Below are 15613 nucleotides of genomic sequence, written 5' to 3'. Positions count from 1 at the left end.
CGCTCAGGCGGCCAGCGCCACGATCGGCACGGTGCGGCCCATCGCCCGTGCGTAGAGCGCCTCGAAGCGCTCCAGGGTCGTCGCCAGCGTGTGGTGCGAGATGATCTCGCTGCTGGCGGCGCCCATGCGGGCCCGCATGGGCTCGTCGTGCACCAGCGTGTGCAGGCGCTGGGCGAGCTGGTTCACGTCGCCCGGCTCGAACAGCCAGCCGTTGCGGCCGTGGTGCACGAGGTGCGGCAGCGCCATGGCGTTCGCGGCGATCACCGGCTTGCCCGCGGCCATGGCCTCCATGGTGGCGAGGCTCTGGAGTTCGGCGACGCCGGGCATCACGAAGAGGTCCGCACGGGCGTAGGCGTCGAGGAGGTCGTCCTCGGACACGAACCCGTGGAACCGCACGCGGTCGGTGATCTCCAGGTCGCGGGCCAGCAGTTCCCACTCGGCCTTGCAGGTGCCGTCACCGACGATCTCGCCGAACGCGCCGGGCACGCGGGCCAGGGCGCGCAGGAACTCGTCGACGCGCTTCTCCTCGTCCAGCCGCCCGACGAACAACGCCGTGGGACGGTCGTTGTGGGTCACCGAACGCTGGTAGCGAGAGATGTCGATGCCGCACGACACCGGCACCGCGCGTTCAGGGAAGCCGCTCTCGTGCAACAGCTGCACGGCCCGCGGCGTCGGGGCGGTCACCATGTCGGCCCGTCCGAACACGCGCGCCAGATCGCGGTAGGCGAACTTGCTGGCCATGCCCTGCAGGAACGCAGGCACATGCGCGTGGCTGAACAGGTTCTCCGGCATGAAGTGGTTCGTGGCGAGCGTGGGGATGCCCTGAGCGACGGCGGAGTTCAGGACGAACCGGCCCACCACGAAGTGTGCTTGGACGTGCACGACGTCCGGCTTGAGCGACTTGATCAGCTCGTCGGCCTCCTTCGACGCCTGCCACGGCAGGCAGAAGCGGAAGTCCGGGTAGAACGGCAGCCGGTGCGAGCGCAGGCGGTGCACCGTGACGCCCTCGATCCCGGTGGCCTTCGGCGAGTCCGGGGCGATGACGTGGACGTCGTGACCCTTCTCGGCCAGGCCGACCGCCAGGCGCTGCGCGAACCGCGCCGCTCCGTTGACGTCCGGCGGGAACGTGTCGGCGGCGATCACGACGCGCAACGCGCTGGAGGTGTTCACGGGAAGCTCCGATCGAGTAGAGACACGAGGTTGACGAGCGAGGGCGAACACACCGCTGGCTGCGGCGAACGCGCAGGCGATCAGCGCGGCACCGGTCCACACGGACAGGTGCGCGGCCTCGCCGAGGAGGAAGGCGCCGATGCCGACCGCGACCAGCGGATCCACCACGGTCAGGCAGGCGACGGCGAGATGAGGGGGCCCGCCGGCGTAGGCGTGCTGGACCAGCCAGCCGCCGACAGCGAGCGAAAGAGCGATACCGAGCACGGACGCGACGTGGGAGAGCCCGAACCCGCCCTGCTGCACCGACTGCGAGACGGCGCGCATGAGCACGGACACGTACCCGTAGGCCACGCCACCGGCCGATGCGAACGCCACGGCACGAGTGCGCGCGTTCGTCGTGAGAGCGGCAACAATCCCTGGCACCGCGATCGCCCCGAGGACGACGAAACCGGCCGTGAGTTCGGCATCGGGCGCGACCTGCGTTGCGGTCGCACTGCCAGAGGCGAGGAACACGAACGCACCCACGCCCACGGTCGTGATCAGGATCGCAGGCAACTCGCGCAGACGGCGGTCCAGCAACGCGGTCATCCCGATCGCGAGCACACCGATCGGCTGGACGACGGTGAGCGGCGCCATGCCGAGCGCGGCCGCGTGCACCCCCGCACCGGCGATGAGCAGGGCGAGCCCGCCCAGCCAGCGCGGCTGCTTGAGGACACCGACGCGGGCACCGGTCTCGGCGACCGCGTCGTGCTGCAGGCGTGCCGCGAGCGCGAAGCACACGGCACCGAACACGGCGAGCGTGATGGCGAGCATGGTCATGACGTGCGCCTCACCTGTAGTGCCGCGATGGCGAAAAGGAGTCCGTAAAGCGATGCGAACAAAACGCGTTCGGTCAGCCCGCGCGCCTCGAAACCGGCGAAGGAAACGTGGCTGACCAGAAACGCCGCGCTCGACACGCTCGCCGTTATTGCGATACCGAGCAGAGCCGGAAATTTGCGGGCGATGAGCACTCCGGCGGCGGGCAACGCCACGAACATCACCGCGCCGGCGTACCGGTGGACGTAGCCGGACACAGAGGTTGGCGCTCCCGTGGGGTCGGTCGGAAAGATCGTCGACACGGTCAGACCTGCCGACCAGATGCCGATCAGCCACTGCGCTGACCTGCCTACACCCCGCAGGTTGACGGCGAGCAACGCGGAAACGGCCGCGAGGCTAAGAGAAGTCGCCGCGAGCCAGCCCGTGCCGTTGCGCACGAACACGTAGTCGCTGATCACGTCCGTGACCGGGTTGAGCTGACCTGCCGACATCACATGCAGGTAGAAAATCGGAACCAGTGAGAACACCAGTCCCCCGACCACCAAGCCCCGTCTTTTCTCCCCCACCACGATCACGACAAAAGTCTCTTGCGAACTCGGCGATCAACCAATGGGGAACTCCCCCGAGCAAACCCTGAGGTGTCCCTGAGTACCCGGGGTAGGGCCAGCCCCACCTTTTTCAGCCGTCCTTCAGGAAACGACGGTGAGCCCTGCCTTCTGGCGGATTGCCAGGACCGCCTAGGCTTCCTGTCCGTGAGCCCGAATCCCCAGCCTGCGGTGGAAGTGTCGGGGCTGGTCAAGAGGTACGGCTCGAAGACCGCCGTCGACGGCCTCGACCTCGTCCAGCAGCCCGGCACCGTTCTCGCCCTGCTCGGGCCCAACGGTGCGGGCAAGACGACGACCGTCGAGATCTGCGAGGGCTTCCGCACCGCCGACGACGGCTCGGTGCGCGTCCTCGGTCTCGAACCCGGCTCCGAGGCGTTGCGGCCGCGCATCGGCGTGATGCCGCAGGGCGGTGGCGGCTATCCGGGCATCCGCGCCGAGGAGATGCTGAACCTCGTGGCGGCGTGCGCGGCTCACCCGCTCGATCCGAAGTGGCTGATCGAGATCCTCGGGCTGTCCGGCGCCGTACGCACTCCGTACAAGCGACTGTCCGGTGGTCAGCAGCAGCGGCTCTCGCTGGCCTGCGCGCTGATCGGACGGCCGGAGCTGGTGTTCCTGGACGAGCCGACCGCGGGCATGGACCCGCAGGCACGCCATCTGGTGTGGGACCTCGTGAACGCGCTCAAGGACGACGGTGTGTCCGTGCTGCTGACGACGCACCTCATGGACGAGGCCGAGGCGCTGGCCGACAACGTCGTGATCATCGACGAGGGCCGCGTGGTCGCCCAGGGCTCGCCCGCCGAGCTGACCGCGAAACGCCCGGACGACCAGCAGCTGCGGTTCCGCGCCCGGCCGGGCCTGGACACGTCGTTGCTGTCCGCCGCGCTGCCCGAGGGCTTGAAGGTGCGTGAGGCGACGCGGGGCGCGTACGTCGTGGAAGGTCTGATCGACCCGCAGGTCGTGTCGACCGTGACGTCGTGGTGCGCGCAGCAGGGTGTGCTGGCTGAGGAACTGACCGTGGCCAGGCGCAGCCTCGAAGACGTTTTTCTGGAGCTGACCGGCAGGGAGCTGCGTTCGTGAAGACCTTCGCTCCCGGCACGTTCAAGCCCGCGCCCGGCCGCGGTTCGTTGCCGCGCATGCTGTTCGTGCACGCCCGCACCGAGGCGACGCTGACCCTTCGCAACGGTGAGCAGATCCTGCTGACGGTGATCATCCCGCTGGCACTGCTGGTGGCGCTGTCGCTGATGTCGGTGATCCCGATGCCGGAACCGCGCGTGGGTTCCGCGACCGCCCGGATCTTCGCGCTGGCGATCATCTCCTCGGCGTTCACCGGGCAGGCCATCGCGTTGGGCTTCGACCGGCGTTATGGCGTGCTGAAACGGCTTTCGGCCTCCGCGCTGCCCCGGTGGCTGCTGGTCGCCGGACGGGTCTGCGGAGCGCTGGTCGTGGTCGCGCTCCAGATCGCGATGCTGGCTGTCACGGCGTTGGTCCTGGGCTGGCGCTTCCCCTTGAGCGGACTGCCGTGGGTGGTGCTGCTGATCGTCCTGGGCACGCTGACGTTCGGCGCGCTGGGCGTGCTGCTGGGCGGGGCCCTGCGCGCGGACATCGTGCTGGCGCTGGCCAACATCATCTGGTTCGTGCTGCTGATGGTCGGCGGTGTGGCGTTGAGCGTGCCCGTCGGGTTCGTGCACCTGCTGCCGTCCGCCGCGCTGGCCCAGGCGCTGGAAACCGCTGTGGTGCACGGCACCGCGCCCGGTGTGGGCCCCGTCGCAGTGCTCGTGGCCTGGGGCGTTGTCGCGGGCGCACTGGCGACCCGGACGACTCGTCTTACCTGACGGGACCTACCATCAAGGCGTGTCGAAGCTGACCGCCTTCCTCGTGTCCTGGCAGCGCGTGTTCGCGATTGCCGTCGTCATCGCGCAGGCCGGAATCGCGGTCACCGGCTCGATCGTCCGCGTGACCGGGTCGGGGCTCGGCTGCCCGACGTGGCCGCAATGCGTCGAGGGCAGTGTCGTCCCGGTGCAGCACCCCGAGGTCGCGGCACTGCACCAGTGGGTCGAGTTCGGCAACAGGACGCTGACGGGTGTCGTCGGTGTCATCGCGGGTCTGTGCGTGCTGGCGGCGTGGTTCAACCTGCCGCGACGCAAGCGGGTGCTGAAGCTGTCGCTCGTCCAGCTCGTCGGCGTGGCCGTGCAGGCAGTCGTCGGCGGCATCACGGTGCTGACCGGTCTGGCCTGGTACACCGTGTCGATCCACTTCATGATCTCGATGGCCCTCGTGTGGATGGCCGTGCTGCTGGTCAGCTCGCTCTCCGAAGGCGACGGCCCGGCGCGCCTGCTGGTGCCGGCCCCGCTGATGAAGCTCCAGGTCGTCATGGCCGCCGTGCTGAGCGCGCTGCTGCTCGCGGGCACCTGGGTGACGGCCGCCGGGCCGCACGCCGGTGACGCCTCGACTCCGCGCCTGGGCATCGAGGTGGCGACGCTCGCGCAGATCCACGCGGACCTTCTGTTCCTGTTCCTCGGTCTGCTGATCGCGGTCGGGTTCTTCACCCGGACCCGCGCGTACTGGACGCTCGTCGGCGTCGTGCTGGCCCAGGGCGCTCTCGGGATGGTGCAGTACTGGACCGGTGTGCCCGAGGTGCTCGTGTCGATCCACGTGCTGGGTGCAGGCGCGGTTGTCGTTGCCACGGCGGCACTCTGGACGTCTTCACGGGAGCGCACGCACGAGGTCGAGCTGCCTGCTTCGGACGATCAGGCGCTCAGCAAGGCCTGAGCGTCGTCCTGCGAGTTGTGCCCGGCCCAGTTCGCGGGCGTTGAATCGAAGTTCGCGTCCGTGATGGTCCGGTCGGCGCCCGCGTCGAGCAGGATCCGGATGACCGGCAGGTGGCCGCGTTCGGCCGCGAGGTGCAGCGCCGTCACGCCCTCGCCGTGCATCGGGCCGCCGAAACCCGTGCGCTGGTTGGGATTCGCGCCCAGGTCGAGCAACGTGCGGGTGGCGTTCTCCAGCCCGCACCACGCCGCCCACGCGAGCGCCGTGCCGCGGTAGACGTCCGCGTCGATCCTGGCCCCGCGCTTGAGCAGATCGCCGAACACCTCGGTGCGGTCGTTGCGGGCGGCCCAGGACAGCGCCTCGTCGAGTACTTCCTGCGGGTCGTTCGTGGGCCACCAGCGCGGGAAACCGCTGTGCGGCCGGTAATAGCCGCGCTTCGCCTCGGGTTCGGTGGCGAGGTCGAGGTCGCCCAGGCCGGCGGCGGTGCGCAGGTTCGGCGGGTGAACTCCGTGCTGTGCCAGGAGTTCGGCTGTTTCCCTGTTGCCCCAGAACAACGCGACGGTGAGCGGCGTGCCGCCCTCGCCGCGCGCGTCCAGGTCGATCCGGGCACCTTTGCCGAGCAGCAACTGGGCCAGGCCGGGGAGGTTCGCGTAGGCCGTCTGGTGCAACGCGGTCCAGCCGTGCACGTTCTGGTGGTCGATGTCCGCGCCGTCGTTGAGCAGCACCTCGACCAGCCGTTCGTCGCACTTGGCCGTGGCGAGCCCGAGCAGGTCGTTCCCGTTGGTACCGCTGGCTTTCACCAGCCACGGGTCGCGCGTGATGATCGCCTTGAGCTCACCGGGGTTCTGCATCTCGATGGCCTGGTAGGCACGCGCGAACGGCCGCGGCTTGCGAATGTTGGCCTTGAGCGCCTTCCAGTCCTCGCAGCCGTGGGCCTGGGCGAGCACGCTGTGCGCGCCCTCGTCCGTCAGCGGCACGTCGTCGAAGACCTCGAGCGCACCGGGCACGCCGTCCCACGCGGAAGCGAGCAGACCTCTGGCTCGCTCCTCGTAGTACTCGATGTCATCGCGAAACGGGTGCCACATGGCACCACGCTACTTCGGCGAAGCGGGCCTGCGCTCCCACAAAGCGGGAAGTTCCTCTGAGAGCCAACCGTAGAGGTGGTCGACGGTCTTGAGCCGCATCGAACGCTCCGGGTCGCCGCTGAGCAACCGCATGCCGTCGTCGGTCAGGATCTGGACGCTGGCGATCGCGTTGAGCTTGCGCTGCACGAACTCCGACCAGGCCTTCTCGTTGATCCGGTACTCGGCGGCCTGCCTGCCGCGCCGGGTCCGCTTGGTCACCAGGCCGACGTTGACGAGGTACTTGAGGTTCGTGCTGATCGACCCACTGCTGGCTTCCAGCTCCTGGGACAGCTCGGCGGCGGTGCGCTCGACCGGCTGGCAGATCAGCAGGTAGCCGAGGATGCGGCCGCCGATCAGCGGAATGCCCTCCTCGGCGAAGTGGGCAGCGAACCGCTCGATCCAGGCGGACAGCCTGGTTTCCCTACCGACGCTCACAGCGTTCCTCTCGAAGATTCCCTTCGGTCAACACTGAAGTCATCGTAGCGATCTTGTCAACATTCGATGTGCAACTTCATGGTTGCGACTCAGGTGTGCGACGTGCAACCATTGGTTGCACGTCAACCTCCCGACGACTTCCAAGGACGTACCAATGGACACGACCGCACTTCGCAGCGCTTACGAGAAGTTCCTCGACGCGGCAGCGGCACCCGACCTCGGCGACGCCGCCGACGGAGGGTGGAACGCGGACCAGGTGCTGGCCCACGTCCTCAGCGTCGACGCCGCGACCGCCGCCGTCGCGCTCGGCGTCGTGTCCGGCTCACGCCCCACCTTCGACAACCGGCCCTGCCTCGACAGCTGGAACCTGGACCGGATCATCGCCGAGCACCCTGGGCGGGCCGGCCTGATCACTCGCGTCCGCTGGCAGGCGGCCGTCCTCTGCGACGTCGCCGACCAGCTGACCGAGCAGGCGGCCGCGGTCCTGGTGCCGTCGTTCCTGATGTCCAACGACGAGCTCGTGCTGGACCAGCCGGTCTCGCTCGCCGATCTCGTCAACGGGCTCGCGGAGAGCCACGTGCCGGGGCACACGCAGCAGCTTCTCGACCTGGGGCCGGCTCGCGGAAGGTGATTCCGTCAGCGACGAGGCTTGTGGAGATCGGCCGGGTCGAAGGTGACGGAGATCGTGCCCGCGACGTGCACCGGCACCTGACTGCCCGGCGTCAGCGTCACGACGTCCGAGTACACGTCACCGTTCAGCCGATGGCAGTAGATGACCGGACCGTCCGCGCCATCGAGTTCGACTCGCCAGTACGCGGGCACGCCGGCTGCGGCGAGAGCAGCGGGCTTCTCCAGGCGATCGCTCTTCTTCGTGGACGGGCTGACGATCTCGACCACCAGCGCGACGTTCGCGACGTCGACGGACACGGTCTCGACGCGCTCGGTCGTCACGACGATGTCCGGGATGTAGCCGAAGTGCTCGCCGACGCGGACGCCAACAGCTGTGACGGCTTCCATCCCGTCCGAGAAAACAGCATCGTCGAGAATTGTCGCCAGCCTGTCGCCTGCTCGCTGATGTTTCACCGCCGGTACACCGGTGACGACGAAACGTCCGTGGTGGAGCTCGACCCGACGGCCGGGCTGAGGGTCGAGACTCTCCCAGTCGTTCAGCGTGTAACTCTCCAGACGCCGCGCGGTGGTCATCTCACCCCCTTGCCCCGAAGCACGCCCCAACGAAACTCAGGCTAGAAGACAAATGTCTCCCAGCCCGAGTTTCGTCAGTACGTCAACCAGAAAGTGTGAGCGCTTGGAGAAGCTCCAAGTCAGCAAACAGGCGCGAGCGGGGTCGTTTCGTCAGGCCCCGGCCTCCGCCGCCACCGGTCCAGCTTCGCGTGCTCGGCCAGCGAGATCAGCGCCTCCCGCACGGAAAAGCGCACGCGCGGGTCGCAGTTCACGACCGGCACCGCGGGATCGATGCCCATCCCGCGAATGATGGCCTTCACGTCCGACCGGACGGAGTCGTGCACGTTGTTCAACGCCAGCACGTAAGGAATCCGGTGGTCCTCGAAGTACCGCATGGCGTCCACGGAGTCCGCGGGGCGCATCACGTCGAAGAGCACCACGGCACCCACGGCGCCGCGCACCACGTCGTTCCAGCCCGCGCGCGGGTCCTGCCACTGCGGGGCCACGAACAGGTGCAGGGCCAGACCGGAGTCCAGCCACACCCGGCCGAACTGGATGCGCACCAGTTCGGTCACCAGGCCGGCGCGTTCCGGCGGGAGCGCGGTCATCGTCAGCAGATCGTTTTCGATGATCGTCCTGATGAAAGTGCTCTTACCGACGCCAAATCCACCGGCGACGACGACTTTGGCCGAGGTCAGCTCCCGTCCGGGCGGCCCGGGGGGCCCGAATTCGGGAAATCTAGAGCCGACGTAGTCCACTAAGCACTCTCTCCATCAACCCGAGGTCCGGCGTGTCACCGCCCGCGGAAGCGGTCTGGTGCACGTCCACCAGACCTCGTTCCGCCATGTCGCCGAGCAACACCTTGACGACTCCCAGTGGGAGGCGCATCAGTGCGGCCACCTCCGCGACGGATCGCGGTGAGCGGCACAACTCGACGACGTGTTGGTGCTCAGCCTGCAAGATACCTGCAGACTGCCGAGTCTGATCATTGGCGGAGACAAGTGTCTCGATCTCGAGGCTGATGTTCGACCGAGTGCGCCCGCCCGTCCAGGCATATGCACGCACGATCGAGGCGTCCTGAGGCTCCAGTGCCGGAGACTCATACGCAAGCAATTCTTCTTGCGGTACAACGGGAGTCGCTTCCCGCTCGGGCACCGGGGACGACGGCGTGCGTGGTCGCTTCCGGCCCGAGTCCAGGGAAAACCCGTTCATCAGGTCGGCGAACGTCTGCTCGGCGGGCGTCTCAGCCCGCCTGCGTCGTCGGTGCGCGTCAGCGGCCGAACTCATGGATTCACCTCACGCTGTGCAGCTGCGCTCGCAGTTCGGGGGTGAGGATCTGGCCAACCTGGTCGACGACCACGGTCATCTCGTAGGCGACTTGGCCGACGTCGCTGTCGGGCGCGGCGAGAACCGCCAAACAAGACCCGTCTCGAATGGACATGAGAAGCATGATCCCGTAGTCCATCTCGATCACGGTGCGCAACACTCCGCCGCCCTCGAAACAACGCGACGCGCTCATCGTGAGCGCTGTGACGCCCGACGAGATGGCCGCGAGCTGCTCGGCGCGGTCCGGCGGCAGGCCTGTCGACTTGGTGAGCAGAAGGCCGTCCACCGAGATGACGATCGCGTGGGCTACTCCGGCCACGCGATCGGTGAAGTTCGTGATCAACCAGCCGAACTGGTCCACCTGGCGCGACTGAGGCGTGCTCATGCCTTCTCCCCGTTCCACAGGCCGTTCCCCTGGCCGTTTCCGTTCCCGCCGCTGCCCAGCGGGGCTTGGCGCAGGCCCGTCTGGTAGCTCGCGAGAAACCCTCGTGCTCGTTCCGGATCGCGCTTCTGGGCCACGGCGGGCCGTGTGCCGTTCTCGGGACGTTCCGCGAGGTCGGGAAGCAGATTCTTACGCGGCGCGCGTTTCGGCAACCCGGCATCCGTCTCGCCGGCGTCCGTGGCGGGGTCGCCGGCCTGTTCCCAGACCGTCCCGCCGGGCTTCTTGCCGAACCAGGACGCCACTACGGACGGTGACGACGCAGGTGGGGGCGAATGGTCACCGTTGACCGTTTCGCTGGAGGCTCCGCTCCCGGAAAACCAGGAAGACGTCGTCTCATTTGGTGTCTCGACCGGCACGGGGTTTTCCACGACGGGCGCCGGGCGCGGGGTGCGCTGCGGCAGCGACTCGTCGATCGCGGCGCCGCGGAACGAGGTCCACTCGCCCGACTCACGAGGGTGCTCGATGGCCGGTGCGGGCGCGGGTGGTGGGGCGAGGTTGGGGGTCTTCACAACCAGGTGCGGCTGCCTGGCGTTGGCGATCTGCTTCGGCTGGGGCAGCGCGGCGTGGCGCGGCTGGGCGGCCGCGGGGGCTTCCTCGTGGGAACGGACGAGCTCCGACGGCACGAGCACGAAGGCGCGCAGGCCTTCCCTGCTCTCCCCCGCTCCGCGCAGCCGGACGGTGATGCCGTGGCGGGCCGCGAGCCGGCCGACGACGAACAGGCCCATCTGGCGGGACACCGGCACGTCTTCCTCGGTACCGGAGGAAAGCCGTTCGTTGGCCTCGGTCAGCTCGGCCGGGCCCATCCCGATGCCCTGGTCGGCGACCTCGACGAGCACCGAGCCCTGCTGGTCGATCCGGGAGCCGATCATGACCTGGGTGGTGGGCGCGGAGAACGCGGTGGCGTTGTCCAGCAGCTCCGCGACGAGGCGCACGAGGTCGCTGGCCGCGTAGCCGACGATCTCGACCGACGGCGTCGACTTCACCACGACGCGTTGGTAGTGCTCGATCTCCGACGCGGCGGCGCGCAGCACGTCGGCCAGTGGCACGGGCTGGTGGAACCGGCGGGCGACGTCGGTGCCGGACAGCACCATCAGGTTCTCGTTGTTGCGGCGCATGCGCGTCGCGAGGTGGTCGAGCTTGAAGAGGTTGGCGAGCTGCTCGGGGTTCTCCTCGTGCCGCTCGAGCTCCTCCATGAGCTTGAGCTGGCGTTCGACGAGGCCCTGCGAGCGGCGCGACAGGTTGACGAAGATGTTCTTCATGCCCGACCGCAGCGACGACTGCTCGACGGCGGACCGGATCGCCTGCTCGTGCACGGCGTCGAACGCGCGCGCCAGCTGGCCGAACTCCTCGCTGGTGTGCACGGGCACCGGCTCGATCTCGGTGTCCGGCTTGCGGTCGGCGCGGATCGCGGCGACGACCTCCGGCAGGTGGTGGTGCGCCACGTCGAGCGCGGACCGCCGCAGCTCGGACAGCGAGCGCAGCAGGTAGCGGCCGATGACGAAGCCGAGCGTGCCGGCGACGATCAGCATCGCGAGCAGGATGACCGCGGCGGCGCCCGCCTTGTTGGACGTGTCGTCCTGCAGCCGGGCGGCGGAGTTCGCGAGCTCGTCCTGCAGTTCGCGGACGACCTGCTCCATGAAACGGCCGGTGGTGCCGGAGGCCTTGTTCCAGTCCTCGACGGCGATGCCGAACGACGGCGGCGGCTTCGGCTGGCCGGGACGCGTCGTCACCGGGGTGCCGTCGGGCTGGGTCAGCGCGCGTTCCACCAGAGCGGTCCGGCTCGCGACGGCGGCACCGGTGACGGTCTGGTCGTAGGCGCGGCGCTGTTCTGTCGTGCCGATGGCCTGGAAGTCGTTGAGGCGGTCCTGGAGGCGGATGTCGGACTGCTCCAGCGTGCGGACCTCGGGGCCGAGCAGCTTGCCCCGGCCGATCCCGGCTAAGACGACCGCGTGCTGCAGCGAGACCTGCTCCTGCGCGATGACCATGTTGTGCAGCGCCATCGCGGTACCGGAGATGGCCTCGTCGCCGAACTGGCCGATGAGCGCCTGTTCGAAGTCCAGCAACGCCTTCACGACCGAGGTGTAGCCGGTGGTGCCGCCGGACGGGTCGCCGCCGTCGCCGCCCTGGGCCACCTTCTCCCGCAGGTTCTTCAACGTCTCCAGCTGACCGCCGAGCTCGGAGAAGCGGTTGCGCGCGACGTCGCCCAGCCCGTCGGTGCGGTCGACGCGGCGGCGCACGGTCGCGGCGGCGTTGTCGGTGGCGCTGATCTGGTTCTGGTAGGCGCCGACGCCGGAACCGCTGGTCGCGCTCTGGGCGGCGAGCGTGCGTTCCTGCTGGACGCTGGAGATCAATGGCGCGAGATCCGCCCGCAACCGAACCAGGCCCTGCATCTGCACGTAGTTGTTCGACCGGTCGACGTAACCGGAGATCTGCAGTGCGCCCGCGCCGACGGCGACGGCCACCGGGACGAGCAGCACGACGCCGAGCTTGACCGGCAGGCGCCAGTTGCGCCAGTCGCTGATCTTTCTCCACTCGACATTCACGAAATGATCCCCAAGGCGCGCTCGAAGTGCCCCACTATCGGCTACCTCCTGGCCTGGTGAATCCCCGCGAGTCGAGACACCCGCCGCAAGATATCGAGATCAGCGGTATCGGGTGTGAGCGGATAGTAGGCCAGAGAGCGTGACGCGACAACGACCTGGGGCGTGTACGATTGATCACCCACAGTGACAGCCCACCTCATGGGGTGGTCCTGCGAGTTCAGGGGATTGACTCGTCGCCACGCGTGGTTACGCTGGCGCCCTCCACCCCCGGTTCAGCCGCGCCCTCTCGACAGAGCCGCGCCGGGTACTCCCCGTAACGAATGCGAGCGGTTGATGACGAAGGCGTTGCCCTCCGTGTCACGCCCGGCCACGCCCGGATTCGCGACCTTTGACGAGCCTGCTCACTCATTGCTCATAGATGGTGACGGTGAGCCTGATTTCGGTGCCATCCAAACGAGTGAGGATTTCCTCGCGCTGAAGCGGCGGGTGACGCGATTCATTCTTCCCGCGACGCTGCTGTTCCTCGCTTGGTATGTGACGTTCGTATTGCTTTCGGCTTACGCCGCCGACTTCATGAGCACTCCGCTGTTCGGAACGGTGAACGTCGGCCTGACGATGGGATTCCTCCAGTTCGTCACCACCATCATCATCACAATGGCGTACGCCCGTTACTCCAAGAAGAGTCTCGACCCCCAGGTCGAGAAGGTGCGCGCGCTCGTGGAAACCGATGAGGAGCTCGCGTGACCGGGGCGAACACCGCGATCAACCTGTCCGTCTTCGGCATCTTCGTGCTGCTGACGCTGTACATCGTGTACCGGGCGTCGACGCGCAACGTCAGCGCGTCGGACTATTACGCGGCAGGCAGCAGTTTCACGGGCACGCAGAACGGAATCGCACTCTCGGGTGACTTCCTGTCCGCGGCGTCGTTCCTGGGCATCTCCGGTGCGATCGCCGTGAACGGTTACGACGGCTTCATGTACTCGATCGGGTGGGTCGTCGCCTGGCTGATCGGCCTGATGCTCATCTCGGAGCGGCTGCGCAACACCGGCCGCTTCACCATGGGCGACGTCATGGCGTTCCGCATGCGCCAGCGCCCCGTGCGCGCGGCCGCGGCGAACGCGACCCTGGTGATCTCGCTGTTCTACATGATCGCGCAGATGGCGGGCGCCGGCGGCCTGATGGCGTTGCTGCTGGACGTGCACAGCAAGATCGGCCAGGCCATCATCATCGCGGTCGTCGGCATCGTCATGGTGCTGTACGTGCTGGTCGGCGGCATGAAGGGCACCACGTGGGTGCAGATCATCAAGGCCGTCCTGCTGATCCTGTCGGTGTCGCTGCTGACGATCTTCCTGATCGGCAAGTTCGGCTTCGACTTCTCCTCGATGCTCGACCGCGCGACGCAGCAGTCACCGCTGGGCGAAGCGGTGCTGGCGCCGGGCGTGAAGTACGGCGCCACGGGACTTTCGAAAATCGACTTCCTGTCCCTGGCGCTCGCTCTGGTGCTCGGTACGGCCTCCCTGCCGCACGTGCTGATGCGCTTCTACACGGTGCCGAACGCGAAGGAAGCCCGTAAGTCCGTCGTGTGGGCCACCTGGATGATGGCGATCTTCTACTCGTGCACGCTGGTCATCGGCTTCGGCGCGATGGCGCTGGTCGGCACGGACAAGATCACCGGTGCTCCCGGAGGCGAAAATTCGGCTGCCCCGCTGCTCGCGTTCCAGATCGGCGGCACGGTGCTGCTCGGCATCGTGTGCGCGGTGGCGTTCGCGACGATCCTCGCCGTGGTCGCCGGTCTGACGCTGACCGCCTCGGCCTCGTTCGCGCACGACGTCTACGCGAACGTCATCAAGCACGGCGAGACGGACCCGCGCGACGAGGTGCGGGTCGCCCGCATCACCGCGGTCTGCGTCGGCGTGCTCGCGATCGTCGGTGGTATCGCGGCGAACGGTCAGAACGTCGCCTTCCTGGTCGCGCTGGCGTTCGCGCTGGCGGCGTCCGCGAACCTGCCGACGCTGCTGTACTCGATGTTCTGGAAGCGGTTCAACACGCGCGGCACGTTGTGGAGCATCTACGGCGGTCTCACGTCGTGCGTGCTGCTCATCGTCTTCTCCCCCGCCATCTCGGGGTCGAAGTCGTCGGTGTTCCCGGACGCCGACTTCGCGTTCTTCCCGCTCTCCAACCCCGGCATCGTGTCGATCCCGCTGTCGTTCCTGGCCGGGTTCCTGGGCACGATCCTGGGCGGCGAGCCCGCGGACCCCGCGAAGCAGTCGGAGATGGAGGTCCGCGGCCTGACCGGGATCGGCTCAGGTCTGCGCTAGAAGTTCAGCTACAGCCTTGTTGAACACCTCAGGGCGTTCCAGGTTCGGCATGTGCGCGGCGCCGTCGACCACGACCAGCGTCGAGCCTGGAACACGCTCGTGCATGTACTTCGCGTCGTCGACCGGTGTGTACTCGTCATCGCTGCCCACCACCACGAGGGTCGGCACGGTGATGGTGCCGAGCACCGGGGTGTAGTCCGGTCGCTCCGCACGGCCCCTCAGCGCCGCCGCGGCACCTTCCGGCGGTGCGTTGTGCATCATCCTCGCGACGTGCTCGCCGGCCGCGACGTTGTGCGGTGCCACCATCTTCCAGAGCACCTCGTCCGCGTAGCCGGCCATGCCCTCGCGCAACAGCCGATCCGCCATGTCGTTGCGGTTCTGGTGGCCCTGCGGGGTTTCCGGCTGCGCGAACGTGTCGGCGAGGATCAGGCCGCGAATCCGTTGCGGGAACTGGCGTGCGCACTCCATCACGATCTGCCCGCCCATCGACAGGCCGCCGAGCACGAACCTCTCGACGCCGAGGTGGTCGAGCAGCGCGGCGATGTCGTTGGCGAACACCGGCAACGGCGTGATGCCGGGGATGACGGTGCTCTCGCCGTAGCCGCGCAGGTCCGCGGCGATCACTCGCCATCCTGCGGCGGCGAAGTGCTCGACCTGCGGGCGCCACATCGTGCGGTCGAACGGGTGTCCGTGCACCAGCACCAGCACGTCGGCGCCGGTGCCTTCGTCGTCGTAGCCGATGGTGATGCCGTTGACGTTCGCTGTGGTCATGATCTGACCGTAGCGCCGGCTAGTGGCGTGGCTCGAAACGTTGCCGTGGGAATTCGCGGTCAGACGGGCGCATCGTGGTGCCGCCCCCGCGTCCTCATACTAGATCGTATGGGGG

Annotated in this window: 16 protein-coding genes; 6 read left to right on the top strand and 10 right to left on the bottom strand. The window is 68.1% G+C overall.

Translation table 11 applies throughout. The annotated features are described in order from the left end of the window. Nucleotides 1-3: 3 nt before the first annotated feature. Nucleotides 4-1989 carry a glycosyltransferase gene (locus ACWGE0_RS42450; RefSeq protein WP_452266541.1) on the bottom strand — a complete coding sequence of 662 codons (1986 nt, stop codon included), beginning with the start codon at nucleotides 1987-1989 and terminating at the stop codon, nucleotides 4-6. Next, nucleotides 1986-2561: a DUF998 domain-containing protein gene (locus ACWGE0_RS42445; RefSeq protein WP_452266540.1), complete on the bottom strand. Its 576-nt coding sequence runs from the start codon at nucleotides 2559-2561 to the stop codon at nucleotides 1986-1988. The genes ACWGE0_RS42450 and ACWGE0_RS42445 overlap by 4 nt, the downstream gene beginning before the upstream one ends. Before the next feature lie 177 nt (nucleotides 2562-2738). Between ACWGE0_RS42445 and ACWGE0_RS42440 the strand changes: the two genes are divergently transcribed. The 3 genes from ACWGE0_RS42440 to ACWGE0_RS42430 are packed head-to-tail and all read left to right on the top strand — an operon-like array spanning nucleotide 2739 to nucleotide 5360. Then, nucleotides 2739-3668, top strand: coding sequence for an ABC transporter ATP-binding protein (locus ACWGE0_RS42440; RefSeq protein ID WP_452266539.1), 930 nt, complete (start codon nucleotides 2739-2741; stop codon nucleotides 3666-3668). Then, on the top strand, nucleotides 3665-4423 hold the full coding sequence (locus ACWGE0_RS42435; RefSeq protein WP_452266538.1) for an ABC transporter permease: 759 nt from the start codon (nucleotides 3665-3667) through the stop codon (nucleotides 4421-4423). Before ACWGE0_RS42440 ends, ACWGE0_RS42435 begins: the two co-directional genes overlap by 4 nt. A 19-nt stretch (nucleotides 4424-4442) precedes the next feature. Continuing rightward, a complete protein-coding gene (locus ACWGE0_RS42430; protein ID WP_452266537.1) occupies nucleotides 4443-5360 on the top strand; it encodes a COX15/CtaA family protein in 918 nt (305 codons plus the stop codon). On the opposite strand, the gene ACWGE0_RS42425 is transcribed toward ACWGE0_RS42430, so the two are convergent. Together ACWGE0_RS42425 and ACWGE0_RS42420 are read right to left on the bottom strand one after the other, a co-directional pair. Next, nucleotides 5339-6442 carry an ankyrin repeat domain-containing protein gene (locus ACWGE0_RS42425; protein WP_452266536.1) on the bottom strand — a complete coding sequence of 368 codons (1104 nt, stop codon included), beginning with the start codon at nucleotides 6440-6442 and terminating at the stop codon, nucleotides 5339-5341. The genes ACWGE0_RS42430 and ACWGE0_RS42425 overlap by 22 nt on opposite strands. 9 nt (nucleotides 6443-6451) lie before the next feature. Further along, nucleotides 6452-6916 (bottom strand): GbsR/MarR family transcriptional regulator, encoded by a 465-nt coding sequence (locus ACWGE0_RS42420; protein WP_319971145.1) that lies wholly within the window; start codon nucleotides 6914-6916, stop codon nucleotides 6452-6454. A gap of 154 nt (nucleotides 6917-7070) precedes the next feature. Between ACWGE0_RS42420 and ACWGE0_RS42415 the strand changes: the two genes are divergently transcribed. Beyond that, nucleotides 7071-7547 (top strand): hypothetical protein, encoded by a 477-nt coding sequence (locus ACWGE0_RS42415; RefSeq protein WP_452266535.1) that lies wholly within the window; start codon nucleotides 7071-7073, stop codon nucleotides 7545-7547. A gap of 5 nt (nucleotides 7548-7552) precedes the next feature. Here the strand turns inward: ACWGE0_RS42415 and ACWGE0_RS42410 are convergent, their stop codons facing one another. The 5 genes from ACWGE0_RS42410 to ACWGE0_RS42390 all read right to left on the bottom strand — a co-directional run bounded on the left by ACWGE0_RS42410 (nucleotide 7553) and on the right by ACWGE0_RS42390 (nucleotide 12409). Further along, complete coding sequence (locus ACWGE0_RS42410) at nucleotides 7553-8119, bottom strand: Uma2 family endonuclease (protein ID WP_452266534.1); 567 nt, start codon at nucleotides 8117-8119, stop codon at nucleotides 7553-7555. A gap of 119 nt (nucleotides 8120-8238) precedes the next feature. Next, entirely contained in the window at nucleotides 8239-8706 is a 468-nt protein-coding gene (locus ACWGE0_RS42405; RefSeq protein WP_452266533.1) for an ATP-binding protein, read from the bottom strand. A 130-nt stretch (nucleotides 8707-8836) separates the two neighbouring features. Next, the gene (locus tag ACWGE0_RS42400) at nucleotides 8837-9310 is read right to left on the bottom strand and encodes a DUF742 domain-containing protein (protein WP_452266561.1); all 474 of its coding nucleotides are present in this window, start codon (nucleotides 9308-9310) and stop codon (nucleotides 8837-8839) included. A 79-nt stretch (nucleotides 9311-9389) separates the two neighbouring features. Then, the gene (locus ACWGE0_RS42395) at nucleotides 9390-9809 is read right to left on the bottom strand and encodes a roadblock/LC7 domain-containing protein (protein WP_093601335.1); all 420 of its coding nucleotides are present in this window, start codon (nucleotides 9807-9809) and stop codon (nucleotides 9390-9392) included. Beyond that, the gene (locus ACWGE0_RS42390; RefSeq protein ID WP_452266532.1) at nucleotides 9806-12409 is read right to left on the bottom strand and encodes a nitrate- and nitrite sensing domain-containing protein; all 2604 of its coding nucleotides are present in this window, start codon (nucleotides 12407-12409) and stop codon (nucleotides 9806-9808) included. The genes ACWGE0_RS42395 and ACWGE0_RS42390 overlap by 4 nt, the downstream gene beginning before the upstream one ends. Nucleotides 12410-12742: 333 nt before the next feature. Between ACWGE0_RS42390 and ACWGE0_RS42385 the strand changes: the two genes are divergently transcribed. After that, nucleotides 12743-13153, top strand: coding sequence for a DUF485 domain-containing protein (locus ACWGE0_RS42385; RefSeq protein WP_452266531.1), 411 nt, complete (start codon nucleotides 12743-12745; stop codon nucleotides 13151-13153). Further along, complete coding sequence (locus ACWGE0_RS42380; protein ID WP_452266530.1) at nucleotides 13150-14727, top strand: solute symporter family protein; 1578 nt, start codon at nucleotides 13150-13152, stop codon at nucleotides 14725-14727. The genes ACWGE0_RS42385 and ACWGE0_RS42380 overlap by 4 nt, the downstream gene beginning before the upstream one ends. Here ACWGE0_RS42380 and ACWGE0_RS42375 read toward each other — a convergent pair. Continuing rightward, the gene (locus tag ACWGE0_RS42375) at nucleotides 14713-15498 is read right to left on the bottom strand and encodes an alpha/beta fold hydrolase (protein WP_452266529.1); all 786 of its coding nucleotides are present in this window, start codon (nucleotides 15496-15498) and stop codon (nucleotides 14713-14715) included. The two genes, ACWGE0_RS42380 and ACWGE0_RS42375, sit on opposite strands and share 15 nt — an antisense overlap. Between the last annotated feature and the right edge of the window lie 115 nt (nucleotides 15499-15613).

It is taken from the genome of Lentzea sp. NPDC054927 (assembly GCF_053610285.1).
The sequence above is the reverse complement of the archived record's forward strand: the minus strand, read 5'-3'. Positions and strand labels throughout refer to the sequence as shown.

Coding starts and splice junctions, on each gene's coding strand:
- ACWGE0_RS42450 (WP_452266541.1), bottom strand. CDS start 1,989: ATGACCATGCTCGCCATCACGCTCGCCGTGTTCGGTGCCGTGTGCTTC.
- ACWGE0_RS42425 (WP_452266536.1), bottom strand. CDS start 6,442: ATGTGGCACCCGTTTCGCGATGACATCGAGTACTACGAGGAGCGAGCC.
- ACWGE0_RS42415 (WP_452266535.1), top strand. CDS start 7,071: ATGGACACGACCGCACTTCGCAGCGCTTACGAGAAGTTCCTCGACGCG.
- ACWGE0_RS42410 (WP_452266534.1), bottom strand. CDS start 8,119: ATGACCACCGCGCGGCGTCTGGAGAGTTACACGCTGAACGACTGGGAG.
- ACWGE0_RS42405 (WP_452266533.1), bottom strand. CDS start 8,706: ATGACCGCGCTCCCGCCGGAACGCGCCGGCCTGGTGACCGAACTGGTG.
- ACWGE0_RS42400 (WP_452266561.1), bottom strand. CDS start 9,310: ATGAACGGGTTTTCCCTGGACTCGGGCCGGAAGCGACCACGCACGCCG.
- ACWGE0_RS42395 (WP_093601335.1), bottom strand. CDS start 9,809: ATGAGCACGCCTCAGTCGCGCCAGGTGGACCAGTTCGGCTGGTTGATC.
- ACWGE0_RS42385 (WP_452266531.1), top strand. CDS start 12,743: ATGACGAAGGCGTTGCCCTCCGTGTCACGCCCGGCCACGCCCGGATTC.
- ACWGE0_RS42375 (WP_452266529.1), bottom strand. CDS start 15,498: ATGACCACAGCGAACGTCAACGGCATCACCATCGGCTACGACGACGAA.